Here is an 18,113-nt window from a genome sequence, read left to right on the forward strand (position 1 = left end):
GGTCATTCAAACGGGGTGGAGTCAGCGCCGCACGGTGGCGACGCTGGAAGAGGTGTTGCCCTGTGCGTCGACGGCTCGGGCTTCCAGCGTGTAGGTGCCGCTGGCCAGCTTGGTGGTGTTCCACTTGTAGGTCAGGGTGGCGCCGTTGCTGCTGGCGACCTGGCTGCCGTTGATGCGCAGTTGCAGCTTCAGGCCCGACGTCCCGGCGTTGTCGCTGGCGGCGACGTTGACCGTCACGTTGCCCGACACGCTGACGCCGTTGGCGGGCGCGCTGATGCCGACGACCGGCGGTGTGGTGTCTGGCGCCAGCGCCACGGTATTGCTGACGGTGACTGAGACTGCCGACGAGCTGCCCGCGTTGCCGGCCGCGTCGTAGGCCACCGCTACCAGCGAGGCGCTGCCGTTGGCCAGCTGCGTCGTGTCCACGCTGAAGCTGTAGGGCGACGACGTGTCCGACGCGATCACGACGCCGTTGAGCTTCAACTCCACACGGGTGACGCCGACGTTGTCGCTGGCGGTGACATTGACCGACAGCAGGCCACTGACCGTGCTGCCGCTCGCCGGCGCACCGATGCTGGCGCTGGGCGCCTGCGTGTCGGTCAGCGCGCTGCTGGCGGCGGCTTGTACGGCGGCTGAAGCATTCACGCGACCCCAGCCGTAGTAGCTGTCGCGGCCCGTCGTGCCCAGATCCAGGGCGGTGCCGTAGAGCAGGCTCTCGATCTGCGCGTTGCTCATGGCCGGCCGGGCCGACATCATGAGGCCGACGATGCCGGCCACCACGGGGCTGGCCAGTGACGTGCCCCACCAGGCCTGATAGCCACCACCGCGGGTCGTGGTCCAGATGTCCAGGCCCGGCGCCGCGATGGTGACGAAACTGCCGTAGCTGGACCAGGACGTCTTGGTGTCGGTGGCGTCGGTGGCCGACACGACGGTCATGGTGGTGGTGGGCGTGAGGCCCTCGTCGATGCCGTTGTTGCCGGCCGAGACGACGACCAGACCGCCGCGTGATCGCATGTACTGGGCCGCCGATTGCACCGTGGCGCTGCCGGCCACGCCGACGTAGGAAATGTTGGCCACGCGGGCGCCCATGTCCGAGGCCCAGGTGACGCCCTGCGCCACCGTACTCCAGTAGGCGTAGGCGTTCGCATCGGCGATGCGCACCGGCATGATGGACGACTGCCCGGCCGTGCCCGCAACGCCGGTGCCGTTGTTCGTGGTGGCGGCTGCGGCGCCCGCAACGGCAGTGCCGTGGCCATGCACGTCGGCCGTGTTGTTGTTGTTGTCGTAGAAGTTCCAGCCCGGCACCATGCGGGTGCTCAGGTCGGGGTGGGTACCGTCGACGCCGGTGTCCAGAATGGCGATCGTCACGCCGGCGCCCTGCGCGGTGTCCCAGGCACTGGGCAGGCCCAGCTTGGGGAGGTGCCACTCGCTGCCGACATAGGGATCGTTGGGCGCCATCGCCGGAATGACGAGTTGGTCGAGCTCGGCGAACTTCAGCTGCGGATGCCTGGCCAGCGTGACGGCAACGGCTTTTTCGGACGCCGTGGCCGGCAGGTCCAGCACGTAGACGTCAGGCGGGCCCACGCGGCGCGACGTGCCGCCGTGCACCGAGGCGATCTTGGCTACTTCCTTGGCGTTCAACCCGGCGCGGGCGCCGACCAGCACGCGCCGTGGTGCCCAGACGCTTTGCGGACCGGCGCCCGTCGGCGTGCGCGCCAGCTCGGCGATGGCCAGCCCGACCGGGTCGGTGGGCAGCGGCCGCACGCGGGCGAGATGGCGGCCCCAGGTGGTGACGAGCACGCAATCGTCCTGCTCGCAGAACACCAGCGCGCGTTCGGTGTCGTCCTGGGCCCAACTGCTGCGCGCCACGGTCGCGCACAGCTGCCGACCGAGCCGCATGTCGCGCAGCGTGGACTCGTAGGCCTGGTGGCCGGTGATGCCGTCACGCGCGATGACCACCGTGTCATCGAAGCGCAGTGTCCTCACCTTGCGAGCCAGCGCGGCGCGCCGTGCAGGAGCCATATCCTCAATGCGCTCGACTTGCACCCCCAGGTCGCCATGGTGCGCCGCCGGCTTGCCGCGCTGCCACTCGCAGCTTGCCGGCGGTGCCAGGGCCGCCGAAAGGGCGATAACAGCAAGTGCGGTCATAAATGATTTTGAATGCAATTAAATGACTGAACTTCAGTCTAGGGATGCCGTACCCCGGCGTCACGCCGCGAGTGCGCTAACCCATTCGGGGGGGATCGGGGCGGTTCGTCAGCGTTGTCAAGGTTTAAGGGGGCTGGAAAGCCTTGTTCGACAATCCGGTCCATGTCCGTGCCGCTTTTCACCTCGCTGATCACCCCACCACCCGCCGCCACGGCCGCTGCCGCCGAGCGTTTCCTGCACCTCGTCCGCTTGGCGCTGGCCGGCGGACAGTTCGGCAAGCTGTTGCTGTCCGGCCCGGTGGCGGGTGACGGCGATGACGCCGACGTCGAGCGGCTGACCGTGCGTGCCATCGAACTGCGTGGTGAGCCGGCGCTGAGCTTCCTGTGGAAGCACCGCACCAAGGACATCACGAAGAACCACGCGCCCGAGGCGGGCCTGGCCGAGATCGCCACGCTGCTGGGCGCACGCTTTCGCAATGCTCACCTGCACACGGCGACGGAGGAGGTGCAGTTCGCCGTCAGCCGCAAGGGCCGCGAGACGCTGCGCGTGACGCGCGTCGATGGCGCGGACGCATCGGCGCCGCCTGCCGCCCACGACAAGGCCAAGCACCGGCCGCTGGAGATGGCGCACCCGGTCTGGTCGGCGCTGGGGCTGACGCATCGGGTCAAGGGCGAGCCGGCGCTGGTGCCGGCCATGGCGCGCAAGTGGAAGCAGATCAACCGCTTCGTCGAGATCCTGTCGGCCGCGGTCGACGAGGCGCAGCTCCAAGGCGCGGTGCGCGTGGCCGACTTCGGCTCGGGCAAGGGCTATCTGACCTTTGCCGTGCATGACTGGCTGCAGGCCCACGGCCACTCGCCGCGCGTGACTGGCATCGAGCTGCGCGACGACATGGTCAAGCTGTGCAACGCCGTCATCGACGGCGAGCAGCTCCGTGGCATCCGCTTCGACCAGGGCGACGTGCGCACGCAGGCCGTGCAGCCGCTGGACGTCATGATCGCGCTGCACGCCTGCGACATCGCGACCGACCATGCGCTGCACGTCGGGTTGCAGTCGGGCGCCCGCATCATCATGAGCTCGCCCTGCTGCCACAAGGAGCTGCGCCCGCAGATGACGCTGCCGGCGGTGCTGCGGCCCATGTTGCAGCATGGCATCCACCTGGGCCAGGAGGCCGAGATGGTGACCGACTCGCTGCGCGCATTGCTGCTGGAGAGCCAGGGCTATCGCACGCAGGTGTTCGAGTTCATCGCGCTGGAGCACACCAGCAAGAACAAGATGATCCTGGCCGTGAAGGCCCAGGGGCAGGCGGCCGAGGCGCTGGCGGCGCGCCGGCCGGAACTGCTGGCGCAGATCGCCGAGATCAAGCGCTTCTACGGCCTGCGCGAGCAGCGGCTGGAGCAGCTGCTCGCCGCCTGAGCGCCGGCGGCGTCAGCGTTCGCCGCGACGCAGCAGCTGCTGGATGGCGCGCAGCAGCAGGTGCGGCCGCAGCGGCTTGTTCTGGTGGTCGTCGAAGCCGGCGGCCAGGGCCTGCTGGCGGTCCTCGGCGCGGCCGAAGGCGGTCAGTGCGATGGCGGGCACCGGCCGGGCGTCGCCCCGCCGTGATTCGCGCTGGCGCAACTCGCGGATGAGTTCGTAGCCGTCGCGGTCGGGCATGCCGATGTCGCTGATGACGATGTCGAACCGGCCGGCGGCGAACGCCTGCACGGCCTCGTCGTAGCTGCGGGCCAGCACGACCCGGCCCCCGCGCTCCTGCAGCACGAGGCGCAGCATGGCGGCGGCGTCCGCGTCGTCTTCGACGACGAGGATGCGCACGCCCTCGATGCGCTCGCCACCCGCATCGGCCTGCGCGTCGCCGGCCAGGGGCGGCGCGGAATCGGCGTCGGTCGGCGGGGCCTCGGTGGGCAGCCAGACCTCGAAGGTGGCACCGCGCGCCAGCCCTTCGCTCGCCACGCTTACGCGGCCGCCATGGGCTTCGACGAGGTTCTTCACGATCGCCAGGCCCAGGCCCAGGCCGCCGTGGCGGCGGTTGCTGGCGATGTCACCTTGGGCGAAGCGGTCGAACACCTCGTGGATGAACTCCGGCGCGATGCCCTGGCCCTGGTCCTGGATCTGCAGCGTCACGCCCTCGGCGTGCGGGCGGGCGCGCAGCGTGATTTCGCTGCCCGGGGGCGAGAACTTGGCGGCGTTGCCGAGCAGGTTCCACAACACCTGCTGGATGCGCGCGCCGTCGGCCTGCAGCGGCAGGCGGTCGGGCTCGACGTCGAGCGTCAGGCGCTGCTGGCGGTCGCTGAAGGTGCCGTGCATGGCCTGCACGGTCGCGTCGATGATGTCGCGCAGTTCGACCGCCTCGACGTGCAGCGGCAGCTTGCCGAGGTTCAGCCGCGACATGTCGAGGATGTCGGAAATCATGCGCGCCTGCAGCGTGACGTTGCGGTCGATGGCAGAGGCCGCGCGGGCGATGAGTTCCTCGGAGGGCTGGCGCTGCAGCACGTTGGCCCAGCCCATGATGGCGTTCAGCGGCGTCCGCAGCTCGTGCGACAGCACGGCGATGAGGTCGTCCTTCGGCCGGCTCACGCGCTCGGCCGCGCCGCGTGCGTCGCGCTCGCGGTCCAGCAGCGCCTGGCGTTGGCGGGCCAGCTCGATGCGGGGGCGCACATCCGCGGCCATGGCCAGGCAGATACCGGGCTCGATGTCTGGCACGGTGGACCACTGCAGCATGATCTCCTCGCCCGCAGCGCCCTGCATCGGCAGCTCGGCCGTGGCCTCGCCGGCGGCCAGCGACGCGACGAAGGCCTGCACGTCGGCGCGATCGTGCGGCGCGGCCCAGTCCGCCAGGGCCTGGCCCAGTACCTCGGCCTCGGCGCGCTGCAGCAGGCGCAGCATGGCGGGGTTGGCGTCCAGGATGCGGCCGCTGGCGCTGTCCAGCAGGCACACGCCCACCGGTGCACGGGCGTAGATGGCGCGGAACCGGGCCTCGCTGCGCCGCATGCCGTCCTCGGCCGCGCGCGTTCGCACCAGCGCCTGGATGGTGGACACCAGCACGGCGGGCTCCACCGGATGGGTCAGGTAGGCGTCGGCGCCGGCATCCAGGCCGCGCACCTTGTCTTCGTCGGTCAGGTAGGCCGCCGTGACGTGGACGATGGGCACGCGGCGCGTGTCGTTGCGCGCGCGCAGCCGGCGGCAGACCTCGAAGCCGTCGATGTCGGGCAGGTGGATGTCGAGCACGATGGCGCTCACCGACTCGTCGGCGCGGGCCAGCGCTTCGGCGCCCGAGGCGGCCTCCAGCGTCGGGAAGCCCGCCGCGCTGAGCTGGCGCACGGTGGTGTAGCGGCCCACCGGGTCGTCGTTGACGACCAGCAGCAGGTGCTTGGCGCGCTCGATGGACCGCTGCCCGCCATCCAGTACGTTGAGCACGCTCACGGCGCCGGCTCCGCTTCAAGCCGCAGCGGCAGCGTGACCGAGAAGGTCGAGCCCACGCCGACCTCGCTGGTCAGCGCCACGCTGCCGCCTAACAGCTCGGCCAGCCGGCGGCTGAGCGACAGGCCCAGCCCGGTGCCGCGCAGGCGCTTCTGGATGGGGGAGTTGACCTGCACGAAGTCCTGGAAGATGGCGTCGTGGAACTCCGGCGCGATGCCGATGCCGGTGTCGCTGACGGAGAAGGTGATCGACTCATCGCCGTTGCGCACGGCCGTCACGCGCACCTCGCCACGCGTCGTGAACTTGAGCGCGTTGGAGATGAAGTTGCGCAGGATCTGCGAGAGCTTGGCGTCGTCGGTGAACAACTGCGGCGTGCCCTGCGGGTCTTCGAAGATCAGCTGCACGTCGGGGTTGACGAGCACGGGCTTGAACATGCCGCGCAGCGCCGCGAAGAGGTCGACGAGTTCGAACCACTCGGGCGAGATGTCGATGCGGCCGGCCTCGACCTTGGCCAGGTCCAGCAGGTCGTTGACCATCTCCGCGAACTCTTCGGACGTCGTGCGGATGAAGTTGATCTGCTTTTCCTGCTCGGGCGTCAGCGGGCCGTCCACGCGGTCCAGCAGCAGCCGCGTGAGGCTGCGGATGGACGAGATGGGCGTGCGGAACTCGTGGCTCATGTAGGCCAGGAAGCGGCTCTTCAGCTCGGTGGCCTGGCGCAGTTGCTGCGCCTGCGTGTCGAGCTCGGCGTACAGCGCCAGCACGCCCCGGTTGGTCTCGTCCAGTTCCTCTTGCAGGCTGGCCAGCTGCGCGCGCGCGGTGGCCAGTTCCTGTTCGACGCTACTCATGTCGATTCATCCTCAGTGTTCGCGCCGCTTGACCACCACCACCGTGGCGTCGTCGCGCCCACGGCAATGCTCGCGCAGGATCCACGCGGCGATGACGGTCGGGTCGCATTGCAGCAGGCCGGGGGCGTCGTCCAGCGTCCAGCGCGTGGCGATGCCGTCGGAATGCATGACGAGGATGCCATGGGCCGGCCAGTCGTAGGCCATGTCCTGCAGCCGCCGGATCTGCACGCCCAGCGTGCCGTGCTGGGACATCAGGCTGCGGTCCGACACGCCGGAGATCAGCCGGCCGCAGATGTTGCCCGCGCCCGCGTAGCGCAGGCCCGTGTCGGTGGCGCTGAAGCTGGCCAGCGCGGCGGCGGCGCCGCGAGTGGGGCGCAGCGCGTCGTGCAGTGTCGTCAGTGTGGCGGCAGGGCTGTCGCCGCGCAGGCCGGCGAGGCCCGTCACGGCGGTTTCGGCCGCCACGGCGGCGTCGGGGCCGTGGCCCAGGCCATCGGCGACGAGCAGGCTGACGCGCCCGCCGGCCTCATGCCAGCACCAGCCGTCACCGCTGACCTGCTCGCCGGGCGCGGGCAGGCCGACCATGCCGACCTCGAAGGGCGAGGGCGACACGGTTGGCGCGCGTTGCACGCGCAGCGCGATGACCGAGCCGCGGCCCGGCAGCGAATAGGCCGAGAAGCGGTCCGACGCGCGTTGCACGGCGCCGAGGCCCTCGCCGGCGGTGCCGGCGGTGGAGTAGCCGTCGCGCAGGCAGCGTGCCAGGTCCATGCCGGGGCCGTGGTCCCATGCGACGAGCTCGACGGCGTCGGGCGCGCAGGCGCGCAGCAGCAGGCTGCCGTCCCGCGCGTGGCGAACGAGGTTGGTGCCCAGCTCGGTCGCCGCCAGGCCCAGGCGGCCGCAGGCCACCTCGTCGAAACCCAGCTCGCGGCCGAGCGCCTGCGCGGTGCGGCGTGCTTCACCGACCTGGCTGGTTTCCACGATGCTCAGACGTTGGTGAGCTTGCACGCGGTCACTTCCAGCGCGTCACGGTCACGCGCGTGCCCTGGCCGACCGCGGACACGATGTCGAATTCGTTGACCAGCCGCTTGCTGCCCGACAGGCCCATGCCCATGCCCTTGCCCGAGGTCCAGCCGTCCTTGAGCGCCAGGTCCATGTCCGGGATGCCGGGGCCCTGGTCGACGAAGGCGAGGCGCAGGCCCGTGCGCACACCGGCGCTGACGATCTGCCACTCCATGGCGCCGCCGCCGCCGTAGATCAGCGTGTTGCGGGCCAGTTCGCTGGCGGCCGTGATCATCTTGGTCTGGTCGACGAGCGAGAACTTCAGCTCCTGCGTGAGCTTGCGCACCTGCTGGCGGGCCAGCACGATGTCCTGCTCCAGCAGGATGGGCAGCAGCCCCTCAGTCGGCGTCGTCATGAGGGGCGATCTCTGCGTGGGCGGCGCGCAGCAGGTGCATGCCGCGCTCGACGTTGAGGGCGGTGCGCACACCGTCCAGGGTCAGGCCGAGCTCCACCAGCGTGATGGCCACGGCCGGCTGCATGCCGACGACGACGGTGGTCGCGTCGAGCACGCGTGCGATGCCCGAGATGCCCGCGAGCATGCGGCCGATGAAGGAGTCGACGATCTCCAGCGCGGAGATGTCGATCAGCACGCCACGCGCGCCGGTGGTCTCGATCTTGGCGGCGAGGTCGTCCTGCAGCGCGAGCGCGACCTGGTCCTGCAGGTCGACCTGGATCGTCACCAGCAGGCATGCGCCCATCTGGAGAATCGGGATGCGCTGCATCATGGTCAGGCCGCCGTCTTCGCGGCCCGCGCGACCGTGAAGCCGGCGCGCTTCATCGCCAGCGACAGCGCGTCGGCCAGCGAGGCCTTGGTGGTGATGCCTTGCAGGTCGATGCCCAGGTGCACGATGGTCTGCGCGATCTGCGGGCGGATGCCGCTGATGATGCAGTCCGCGCCCATGAGGCGGATGGCGGTGACGGTCTTCAGCAGATGCTGCGCGACCAGCGTGTCCACGGTGGGCACGCCGGTGATGTCGATGATGGCGATTTCCGAGCCGGTGTCGACGATGCGCTGCAGCAGCGTCTCCATGACCAGCTGCGTGCGCGCGCTGTCCAGCGTGCCGATCATCGGCACGGCCAGCACGCCCTCCCACAGCTTGACCACCGGCGTCGACAGCTCCAGCAGCTCCTGCTGCTGGCGCACGATGATCTCCTCACGCGTGCGCTGGTAGGTCGTGATCGTCAGCAGCGCCATCTTGTCGATGAGCTTGGAGACCTCCCAGACGGCATCCACCATCGTCGTCGGGTCGTCGCGCAGGCGCTCCTGCAGGCCGCTGAACAGCGACTTCTTCAGGGCCTGCACGAAGCGGCTGGTTTCCGCCGCCGTCGAGCCCTGGGCGGCGCGGGTGCGCGACAGACCTTCCAGCACGGCATGCACGGCAGCCCAGCGGCCATCGAGAAAGTTCTCGGCGTCACCGCCGCCGGCGAGGCAGGCAGGCAGCGCGTTCAGCAGGTCGCCAGCGTCCTTGGCGTCGGAACCCAGCGCGCGGGCGCTGTTGCCGGCCTGCAGTTCGGTCAGCCATTCCTTCAGGATTTGCTCGCGGGATTCGCTCAGCAGCGCGGCAAGCGCTGCGATATGCCTGTTCATGCAATTCCTCCGTGGTGGCTGATGCCGACCACATAGCTTGTCAGTGGGGTGTCCGGGGCGGCAATGCTACCTGCCGTCACTCGAGCGACCCGGGGCAAACGGGGTGCCTGACGCGCTGCGTCGAATCACAAAACGAGAGTGATTCTCATTTGCAAATAAAATGGCGAGATCCCAGAGACGCAAGCCCTGACGGTCTTGCCCTCGTTGCCGTCCCGCCGCGCGTTGGCGATGGGCGAATTCCCCCATCTTTGTCAGACCTTTCATGCATTCGCGTCTTCATGCGCTGGCCTGGGCCAGCGTTTGCCTGTTCGGCGGCGCCGCCGTCCGTGCGGAACCTGCGGCTCCCGCCGCGCCGCTGCCCACCGAAGTGCCCGCCGACGGGCGCCAGTCCCTGGAGCAGGTGGTGGTGACCGCCACGCGAGGCGCCAAGGCGCTGGAAAAGATCCCCGGCGCGGTCAGCGTCATCAGCGCCGCCGAGATCGAGGTGCAGGGGCTGGTCAGCGAGGACCCGAGCGCGCTGCTGGCCGTGCAGATCCCCGGTTATGCCCCCGCGCGCCAGAAGCTCAGCAACTTCGGCGAGGGCCTGCGCGGCCGCAATGCGCTGCTGCTGCTGGACGGCATTCCGCAGACCAACCCGCTGCGGCTGGGCGGCCGCGAGGGCTACTTTGCCGACCCGATGATCGTGTCGCGCATCGAGGTCGTCTCGGGCGCGTCGGCGGCGCAGGGGCTGGGCGCTACGGGCGGCATCATCAACACGCTGACGCGCCGCCCGACACAGCCGGGCACGCGCCAGACGGTGGAGATGCGCTACGGCAGCCAGCTCCACGGCGACAGCGACAGCTGGAAGACGGGCTACATGGTCGAGCACAAGAGCGACTTCGACGTGCTGGCCTATGTGGGCGTGCGCAACCAGGACATCGGCGTCGACGGGGCCGGCCGGCCGCTGGCGACGGAGTCGTTGCACCAGGCGGCCGACGGCTTCCTCAAGATCGGCAAGGACTTCGGCGCGCAGCGCGTGCAGCTGATGGTCAACCGCTTCCAGGCCGATGGCTTCGACGATCGCGTCGATGTGCCGGGCAACCGCGCCACGGGCCAGCCGACGACGTCGGCCCCTGGCACGCTGCCCTACGACGCACCGCGCAACGAGGTGCGCTCCGCCAGCCTGGAGTGGACGCATGCGGATCTGGCCCAAGGCGCTGCGTCGGTGCAGCTCTACAAGCAGGACTTCACGGCCAACTACAGCGGCGGTGTCATCGCCACCTTCCAGGACGCCAGCCTCGCGCCGGTGGGCACGCTGGTGGACCAGAGCGAGATCAAGGCCGACAAATGGGGCCTGCGCGCCAGCTGGGTGAGGCCCGACCTGGGCACGCCGGGCCTGGAGCTGACGCTCGGCGCCGACTACCTGAACGACGAGTCGCAGCAGCGGCTCACGCAGACCGGGCGCGTCTGGGTGCCGCCCATGACCTACCGCAGCCTCGCCCCGTTCGCGCAGCTGGAATACGAGCGCGGCCCGTTCACCCTGCGCGGCGGCCTGCGCGACGAGCGCAGCCGCCTGCAGGTCGACGACTTCCGCACGCTGGCCTATTACGGCAACCAATCGGTGCAGGGCGGCGAGCGCACGGCCAGCAAGCTCGTGAAGAGCCTGGGCGGCGTGTGGCGCTTCGGCAGCAGCGGCTGGTCCAGCTTCGTGGCCTACAGCGAGGGCTTTGGCTCGCCCGACGTGGGGCTCATCCTGCGCGCGGTCAACACACCGGGCCGTTCGGTGAACACGCTGGTGGACCTGCAGCCCATCCTGATCGACAACCGTGAACTCGGCATCGCCTGGCGCGGCGCCAAGGGCAGCGTCTCGGCCTCCGTCTACCGCTCGCACTCCGACCTGGGCAGCCAACTGGTGGTGAGCAACGGCATCGGCTCGGTGCAGCGTGTGCCGATCACGGTGCGCGGCTTCGAGATCAGCGGCGAATGGCGCCCGAGCGCCGACTGGCATTTCAACGGCAGCTATGCGCTGACGCGCGGCCGCACGGCCAGCGCGGCCGGTGGCAACCTCGACCTGGACCTGGGCGCGCGCTCGCAGGGGCCGGACAAGCTCGTGCTCGGCGCGCGCTGGGTGCCGGCGCCGGCCTGGTCGGTGCAGTGGACGCAGTCGGTCTACTTCTCGCGTGATGCCAACGAAGGCAAGTTCTCCGGCAAGACCGCGCTGGACGAGCACTTCAAGGGCTACACGGTGGCCGACCTGGCCGTCAGCTGGGACTCGCCCTGGGGCCGGCTGGGCGCGGGCCTGGAGAACCTGTTCAACCGCAGCTACCTGACCTATTACGCGCAGGCCAACTACTCGGGCACGGCCGACGACTATTACGCCGGCCGTGGCCGCACCGTGACGCTGAGTTGGCGCCGCAGCTTCTGAGGCCGACGATGACGCGTCGCGTGCTCACCTGGCTGCATCGCTGGATTTCGCTGTCGGCCGGGCTGCTGCTGGCCGTGATGGGCCTGAGTGGCAGCCTGCTGGTGTGGCAGTCGGAACTCGACGCGGCCTTGAACCCGGATTGGTTCGCGCCGCTGCCGGCCTGCAGCGCGCCGGCCGATGGCGAGCACGGTGCGGAACCGGCCACCGTGGCCCGGGTGCTGGCACTGCTGCAAGGCCATGCGCCGGGGCGCCAGGCGGCCATCGTCGTGGCGCCGCACCTGCCGGGGGCCGCCTACCAGGTCTGGGAGCGGCGCGATGCCGACGGGCTGCGCCGTGAGCATTTCGTCGACGCCGCCTGCGGCCGGTACCTGGGCATGCGCGAGCGCGGCCGGGTCGCCTGGGACGCGCGCCACCTCGTGCCCACCGTCTATGAGTTGCATCGCTATCTGTGGAGCGGCGAGACCGGCGCGCTCGTCGTGGGCTCGGGCGGGCTGGTGCTGCTGGGGCTCGGGGTGAGCGGCCTGGTGCTGGCCTGGCCGCGGCAGGCGCTGCGTTGGTCGTCGTGGGTGCGGGTGCTGGGCATCAAGTGGCAGGCGGCGGCGGTGCGGCGCTGGTATGACGTGCACCGCGCCGTGGGCTTCTGGCTTGCGCCACTGCTGGTGCTGCTGACCGTGACCGGCGCGGCCATGGTGTTCAGCGATTCGGCGCGCACGTGGGTGGCGGCCGTGCTGCCATTCGAAAAACCGGCCAAGGCGCCGCGTGCCGGCGCTAGCGCCGAGGCCGCGCCGGGGCCGGCCCTCGCGCCGGACGAATGGGTGGCGCTGGCCCAGCGCCAGTTCCCGCACGCGCGCTGGAGCCGGCTCACGCTGCCGCGCAGCACGGGCGTCGTCGAGGTCCGGCTGCTGCAGCCCGGCGAGCCGCGCGTCGACACCGGCAACACACGCGTTCGGCTCAGCCCCGCCGGAGCGCTGATCCAGCGCTACGACCCGCTCAACGCGCCGGCCGGCAACGTGGTGATCAACTGGCTGTTCCCGTTGCACAGCGCGGAGGTGTTTGGCCTCGTGGCGCGTGTCGTGTGGAGCGTCTTCGGCCTGGTGCCCGCGCTGCTGTTCGGCACGGGCGCCTGGCTGTGGTGGCGCCGCACGCGCGCGGTGCGCAGTGCTGCTGCCGGCGTGCGCGGCACGGCGCGCGCTTGAGCAGGTTGATGAACGCCGTGCGTGTGTTGGCCCGCCGCGTGCGCTGCCTGGTGTTGCTGGCGCCCTGGCTGCTGGCGTCCTGCGCCACGCTGAGTGCGCCGCCGGCGCCGTTCACGACGGACGGCTGCAGCCTGTTTCCCGATCGCGCGCCGGCCGGCCACGCCGACTGGTGCGACTGCTGCCTGGCCCACGACCTGGCGTACTGGCGCGGCGGCACGGCCGAGCAGCGGCTGGCGGCGGACCAGGCGCTGCGCGCCTGCGTGGCGCGCCGCAGCGGCAGCCACGCGCTCGCTGAGGCGATGTTCGTCGGCGTGCGCGCCGGTGGCGGCCCCGAGTTGCGCACGCCGTTCCGCTGGGGCTACGCCTGGCCGTACGGGCGCGGCTACCGGCCGCTGAGCGAGGCGGAGGGCGTGGCCCTGCAGCGCCTGGAAGACGACTACCGCGCCAGCAACCCGGGGTTGCAGTGCCGGCCCGCCGAGGCGGCGCCTGCCGCGCCAGGCGCCTCGGCTTGCGCGTCGCCGCACCCGGCGCAGGCGACGCCGTCTCCCTAACACCGTTCCGGAGCGGATTGATTTATCCTGGCCACGTGCGCCGGGGTATGCAGCCCGCGTGGCCCACTCGGCTTCGTCCGGCGCCGTCGTCACTGACTGGGAGGTCCGATGCCGCTACCCACACCACTCGATCTCGCGTTGAGGCAGGTTGTCGAGGATGCCGTCGTGCGCATGTTCGTCGCCACCGACGAACGCGACTGGCGAACGCTGGAAGACTGTTTCACCGACCCCTTCGTTCTCGACATGACGTCCATGGGCGGCGGCGAGCCGGTGAGCATTAGCCCGGCGCAGGTGGTTCAGGCCTGGTCCACCGGCTTCGAGCCGCTGGACCATGTGCACCACCAGATCGGCAATCTGCGCACCGAGGCTTCGGCCGACCGGGCGCGCGTGCGTTGCCATGGCGTGGCCTTTCACCACCGGGCGCAGGCGCCGGGCCTGAAGACGCGCGTGTTCGTCGGCACTTACGAGCTGTCGCTGGCCTACGCTGCCGGCAAGTGGCGGGTCGACCGGCTGCAGTTCAAGCTCAAGTTCATCGACGGCAACCTCGAGCTGGAGAAGGCGGCCTGAGCCGGGGCGGGTGGCACGCCCGACTGCCGGATCTAGCCCGGATATCTCGCGAGGTACGCGGGAATTGCGTGGATGCCAGGCGCCGTGGGATGCGCCGAGACGGCCGCAGCCAATGCCCGTAGGCATTGGCGAGGAGTTGAGGTGCAGCCCACAAGCCTGGCGCCGCGCAAGCCCGCGTAGGCCCGTGAAGCCAACGTGGATATCACCTTGAACGGCGGGATCGCCGTGTTCATCGGTGTTGCAGGTCGGCGCGGGCCGGCCTCGCGGAATATCCGGGCTAGGCTCAGAGGGTCACGGCCTTGACGCGGCCGTTGTCGTTGAAGTCCTTGTCCAGCAGGCTGGCGTCGATGCCCAGCACGGTGCCCAGGGTCTTGGCGGCGGCGATGTGGGTGTCGGCGCGGCCCACGCCGCCGATGGGCGCGGCGCCGTAGACGCCATTGGCAATCAGCGCGACGCCGCCGGTGACGCCGGGGGTGACGTTCTTGCCGATCATGACCATGACCGCGTGGTTGCCGTGGTGGTCGCGGCCCTTGCGCGCGGTGACCTTGGCCGAACCGCTCAGCGTCCGGCCGAAGACGTTCATCGTGGCGAAGGTGGCGGCGTCCTGCACCTTGAGTGCCGCCAGCGCGTCCATCACCGCCTGGATGCCCGGCACCCCGGTCTTGCTGCTGCCATGGTCGGTGCCCTGGAACCACTCGCTGTAGAGGTCTGCGTCGTCATGGTTGTCCCCGCCGAAGGGAATTCGCAGCGTGATGGCGGGTGACACCTTGGCAGCGACCAGCGCCGCGGCGGCCAGGGCCTGGCCCTGGACGCCGTTGTCCTTGATCGCCGACAGCGTGGACGCGAGGTCGTCCGCCAGCTTGCGCACCTGGCCCTGGCTCGCGGCCAGCGCATCGAGGAACGCGACCTGCTGACGGGTGCCGCCCTGCTTGAACAGCGCATTGAGTTCGTCGAGGGTGCTGTCCCGCACGCTGCGCAACTGCACCAGCGGGTTGGCCTTGTCGCCGGTCAGCAGCTCCTTGAGCTGCAGCGGGCTGATGCCCGACAGCGTGCGCCCGGCGAAGGACACCTGCTCCAGGCTGTTGCCGCTCACGCCTACGGCGATGGGCTCGCTCTGCACCGTGCCCAGGCAGGCGGCGAGATGCTTGGCGTAGATCGAGGGCAGCATCTCGTTGCTGGCGGTGTTGCCCATGACGCGCATCACCTTGGGGTGATCGCCATGCACCGTGGAGGAGGTGACATGGTGGAAGAAGTTCGTGCGCGACCGCACGCCCGCGCTCAGGCCCGCCCAGACTTGCGCACCTTTCACCACCTTGGCGCCAAGGGCGATGTCGGTCGCGGCGAACTCGGCCTGGCTGGGGTGGATGACGGCGGGGTCGTCGTAGGTGCCGGGTACGTTGCAGTTCAAGGGGCAGCCGGCGCTGGAGGCGCTGACGACGAGGAACTGTGCGCGTCCCTTGTTGGACAGCAGGCAGCTCATGGCCTGTGCGTTGGCGGCCGTCGGGTTGGCCAGCAACCAGGCGGGCAGGCCGCTGGCCAGGGCCCGCAGCCCCACGTGGCCGGTGCCGAAGAGGCCGGTCAACAGCGCGCGGCGTCGATGCATGTCCATGGTGTGGGCCTCAGATGCCAATGCCGAGCGATGACGGCGACAGACAGGCCGCCGTGAACGTCGAGCGCAGCGCGTTGGTCGCGGTGGCGCCCTTCTTCACCGCCGCAGCGTTGTGTGATTGCAGGATGCTCACCGCCGATGCGTGCTTGGGATCGGTGGCCGGCAGGCCCATGACCTTGATCGCCATGTCCGTGATGGCCGCATTCACGTTCGAGCTGGCAAACACGGCCGTGCTGCCGTCGACCACCTGCGCCGCGATGGACTCGCACAGCATCTCGCTGGCGCCGCGATAGAACACATTGGGGTCGGCGGGCACCACCGGCTCCGCCACGCCGCGGCTGAAGGTGTCGTAGGGCAGCGCCCCCGCCAGCGTGGCCACGCGCGACTGCTTGGCCGGCGCCGGCAGCGCGAGCTGGCAGATGTCCGGCACGGCCAGGCGGTTGGACAGCGCCTGGCAGAGCTGGTCGCGGCGCGAGATGCTGATCGTCACGCCCACTGTGGTGAAGGTCTTGGTCGTGGCGCTGGCGGAGATCAGCGGCGACGAGAACAGCTCGAGCACCAGGCTCTTGAAGCGGTAGCCGCTGTTCTGGAAGGCCAGGGCCACGCGGCGCATCTCGGGGTCGGTCTCGTCGCAGCGCGCCGAGTTGGCGAAGTAGCAGAGCTTCTGCGTCATCTCCAGCGCGAAACGATTCACCGGGGTGGCGGCCACCAGCGCGTCCTCGATCTGCTTCAGGTAGCCGCCGAAGTCGGCCAGGCTCTGGCCGTTGCCCGTCACGTTGCCAAAGCCGAAGCTCGGCTGCGCGCCGGTGCCGGTGCCGCCCTTGGGCTTGTCGGTCTCGTGGTACCAGTTCTGGAAGAACTGGCGCATCGGGTCCAGGCTCTTGTGGCAGGCATAGCACTCGCTGCTGTTCACGGCGTGGGCGCCGCCCACGGCCGCCGTGTCGGGCGGGAGCGGGATGCTCTGCGACGCATTCGTGAAGCCCTGGCCCAGCGCTGCCAGCAAGGCCTGGTTGACCGTCACGCGGTGGGCGTTGCTGTCGTTCGTGTTCCAGGTCGCCATGAAGGCCGGGGTGCTGAAGAAGCTGATGCGCGGCGCGGCCGACGGCAGCGTCCCGCCGGAGGCTCTGAGCTTGATCAGGTCCCAGGGCTCGATGCGCGTGCCCTTGACGATGCGCACCATCTGCCAGTCGCTCAAGTCGCTGGCGGTGAAGTAAGGCTTGGTGGCGCGCTCCCAGCAGCCCGTGCCGGTCAGCCCGGGGCCGGTGCCGGTGTCGCGGTTCACGCTGCCCAGCAGCAGCTGGAACAGGTAGACGTTGCCCGGGAACTGCGCGGTCAGCTGCGCATTGCCGCTGCAGGTGTCAGTGAAGGTGCGCGAGCCGGTGGTGAGGGCCGGCGCCTCGTGGCCGAACACCAGGTAGTCGGGCGAGCTGGGATCCAGGCTGTCGGCCAGCGCCGGTCGGCGGCCGTAGTTGAAGCGCCACTTCATCACCTTGGCGTCCGACGCGGTGTCGTAGTTCGCCTCGATCTGCATGTAGAGGCTCTTGAGCGCCGTCGTCATCATGAAACGGTCGGTGCTGAGCAAGTCCAACATCGATGCATTCGTCTGCACGAAGTTCAGGGCCGTGCGGGCGAAGCTCTCGTTGAGATTGCGCACCAGCTGCGGGAAGGCGGTGTCGCCGTGCAGACCGTAAGGCAGGTTGAACGCGCCCGGGTTGTTGCGCAGCTGGAACTGGAAATCCGCCAGCGAGAAGGCGTTCTGCTGGAAGCTGTTGGCGAAGAAGCGCAGCATCTTCTCCTCGAACTGCGGCGTTGCCATCCACTGGGCCACCAGCTTCTGCAGCGATGCCTTGCTGGCGCCGGCCGCCAGTTCGGCATCCGTGGGCGCCAGCCCCGTCAGCACGTTCTTGATCTTGCGCAGCTCGCTGGTCACCGGCAGCGGCGTGAAGCTGCCTGCGGGTGTGGTGCTGCTGCCGTCGCCACCGTCGGCATCGCGGTAGCTGTTGCGGATGAAGGCCGTGATCGCGTCGGCGCAGGTCTTGTCGCACGCCGCCGGATTGCCCTTGGGCATGGTGCGCTCGATGTAGCTGGACAGCGCCGCCGCCGAGTCGAAGTTCGCCAGCTTGATGGGCGTCAAGCCTTGCCCGTCGAGGCCGCTGATGCTGGCGCTGTCGTGGCAGTCCGCGCACTGGGCGGCGTACTGCTTCAGGCCCAGCGCGAGCTGGTCGGCCGTCGGGGCGGGCGATGGCGCAGGTGCCGGTGAGGGCGCTGGCGACGGTGAAGGTGCCGGCGCCGAGGAAGCGGGCGCCGACGGCGTGGCGCTGCCGTCGGCCGCCTGGCCACCGCCGCAGCCCGCCAGGGCGGTCAACAGGATCGCCAACATCCATCGTTGAGCTGGTTGTCGCTTCATCCCATTCCCTGCCAGATAAGCCCTCCGTGAAGCCGGGTGAACTCCGGTCACGGAGCCGCCCCTTGTTGGGGCGCTGCAGTGTAGGAACGGCCCGGGGCCCGAGCGCGGTCTGTGACATCGGCTTACGCAAGCAGTCGTTACGGCGCCGGCCGCCCAGAACAAAAGCGCCCCGACGGCAGAGCCATCGGGGCGCAAAGGCGCCTCACACCGCCCGGGACACACCGCTGGCGGTGCGTAGGGCTGCGGTGTTGATCACAGCGCAGGCAGGCGACGCGGGCGACACCGGGGTGACGCGGGCGGGCCGGAACGTTTGTGCTTTCGAGGTCGC

Annotated in this window: 14 protein-coding genes; 5 read left to right on the forward strand and 9 right to left on the reverse strand. The window is 70.0% G+C overall.

Translation table 11 applies throughout. The annotated features are described in order from the left end of the window. Nucleotides 1-21 precede the first annotated feature (21 nt). Nucleotides 22-2,148, reverse strand: coding sequence for an MHFG family PEP-CTERM protein (locus ACG00X_RS22070; RefSeq protein WP_394491618.1), 2,127 nt, complete (start codon nt 2,146-2,148; stop codon nt 22-24). Between the two features lie 162 nt (nt 2,149-2,310). Between ACG00X_RS22070 and ACG00X_RS22075 the strand changes: the two genes are divergently transcribed. Further along, nucleotides 2,311-3,561 (forward strand): class I SAM-dependent methyltransferase, encoded by a 1,251-nt coding sequence (locus ACG00X_RS22075; protein WP_394491620.1) that lies wholly within the window; start codon nt 2,311-2,313, stop codon nt 3,559-3,561. Nucleotides 3,562-3,573: 12 nt separating this feature from the next. Here ACG00X_RS22075 and ACG00X_RS22080 read toward each other — a convergent pair whose 3' ends face one another. From ACG00X_RS22080 to ACG00X_RS22105, 6 genes are read right to left on the reverse strand one after another with little or no spacing between them, the layout of a single operon-like run. Further along, a complete protein-coding gene (locus tag ACG00X_RS22080) occupies nt 3,574-5,565 on the reverse strand; it encodes a hybrid sensor histidine kinase/response regulator (RefSeq protein ID WP_394491622.1) in 1,992 nt (663 codons plus the stop codon). Continuing rightward, the gene (locus ACG00X_RS22085) at nt 5,562-6,407 is read right to left on the reverse strand and encodes a sensor histidine kinase (RefSeq protein ID WP_394491624.1); all 846 of its coding nucleotides are present in this window, start codon (nt 6,405-6,407) and stop codon (nt 5,562-5,564) included. Before ACG00X_RS22085 ends, ACG00X_RS22080 begins: the two co-directional genes overlap by 4 nt. A gap of 12 nt (nt 6,408-6,419) precedes the next feature. Continuing rightward, nucleotides 6,420-7,409, reverse strand: coding sequence for an ATP-binding protein (locus ACG00X_RS22090; RefSeq protein ID WP_394491626.1), 990 nt, complete (start codon nt 7,407-7,409; stop codon nt 6,420-6,422). A 4-nt stretch (nt 7,410-7,413) separates the two neighbouring features. Further along, a complete protein-coding gene (locus ACG00X_RS22095; protein WP_394491628.1) occupies nt 7,414-7,818 on the reverse strand; it encodes an anti-sigma regulatory factor in 405 nt (134 codons plus the stop codon). Beyond that, the gene (locus tag ACG00X_RS22100) at nt 7,802-8,185 is read right to left on the reverse strand and encodes an STAS domain-containing protein (RefSeq protein ID WP_394491697.1); all 384 of its coding nucleotides are present in this window, start codon (nt 8,183-8,185) and stop codon (nt 7,802-7,804) included. Before ACG00X_RS22100 ends, ACG00X_RS22095 begins: the two co-directional genes overlap by 17 nt. Before the next feature lie 5 nt (nt 8,186-8,190). Continuing rightward, the gene (locus ACG00X_RS22105) at nt 8,191-9,051 is read right to left on the reverse strand and encodes an STAS domain-containing protein (protein WP_394491630.1); all 861 of its coding nucleotides are present in this window, start codon (nt 9,049-9,051) and stop codon (nt 8,191-8,193) included. 262 nt (nt 9,052-9,313) lie between these two features. Here ACG00X_RS22105 and ACG00X_RS22110 point away from each other — a divergent pair, with 262 nt between their 5' ends. The 4 genes from ACG00X_RS22110 to ACG00X_RS22125 all read left to right on the forward strand — a co-directional run bounded on the left by ACG00X_RS22110 (nt 9,314) and on the right by ACG00X_RS22125 (nt 13,769). Further along, complete coding sequence (locus tag ACG00X_RS22110; RefSeq protein ID WP_394491632.1) at nt 9,314-11,455, forward strand: TonB-dependent receptor; 2,142 nt, start codon at nt 9,314-9,316, stop codon at nt 11,453-11,455. Between the two features lie 8 nt (nt 11,456-11,463). Continuing rightward, nucleotides 11,464-12,651 carry a PepSY-associated TM helix domain-containing protein gene (locus tag ACG00X_RS22115; protein WP_394491634.1) on the forward strand — a complete coding sequence of 396 codons (1,188 nt, stop codon included), beginning with the start codon at nt 11,464-11,466 and terminating at the stop codon, nt 12,649-12,651. An 8-nt stretch (nt 12,652-12,659) separates the two neighbouring features. Further along, nucleotides 12,660-13,202, forward strand: a complete 543-nt coding sequence (locus ACG00X_RS22120; RefSeq protein WP_394491636.1) for a hypothetical protein — start codon at nt 12,660-12,662, stop codon at nt 13,200-13,202. A 108-nt stretch (nt 13,203-13,310) separates the two neighbouring features. Beyond that, on the forward strand, nt 13,311-13,769 hold the full coding sequence (locus ACG00X_RS22125) for a nuclear transport factor 2 family protein (protein WP_394491638.1): 459 nt from the start codon (nt 13,311-13,313) through the stop codon (nt 13,767-13,769). Between the two features lie 283 nt (nt 13,770-14,052). Here ACG00X_RS22125 and ACG00X_RS22130 read toward each other — a convergent pair whose 3' ends face one another. Both ACG00X_RS22130 and ACG00X_RS22135 read right to left on the reverse strand, forming a co-directional pair. Further along, the gene (locus ACG00X_RS22130) at nt 14,053-15,378 is read right to left on the reverse strand and encodes a hypothetical protein (RefSeq protein ID WP_394491640.1); all 1,326 of its coding nucleotides are present in this window, start codon (nt 15,376-15,378) and stop codon (nt 14,053-14,055) included. Nucleotides 15,379-15,388: 10 nt separating this feature from the next. Beyond that, nucleotides 15,389-17,755: a c-type cytochrome gene (locus ACG00X_RS22135; protein ID WP_394491642.1), complete on the reverse strand. Its 2,367-nt coding sequence runs from the start codon at nt 17,753-17,755 to the stop codon at nt 15,389-15,391. Nucleotides 17,756-18,113: the final 358 nt, after the last annotated feature.

It is taken from the genome of Pelomonas nitida (assembly GCF_043555975.1).
GTDB lineage: Bacteria > Pseudomonadota > Gammaproteobacteria > Burkholderiales > Burkholderiaceae_C > Pelomonas > Pelomonas nitida.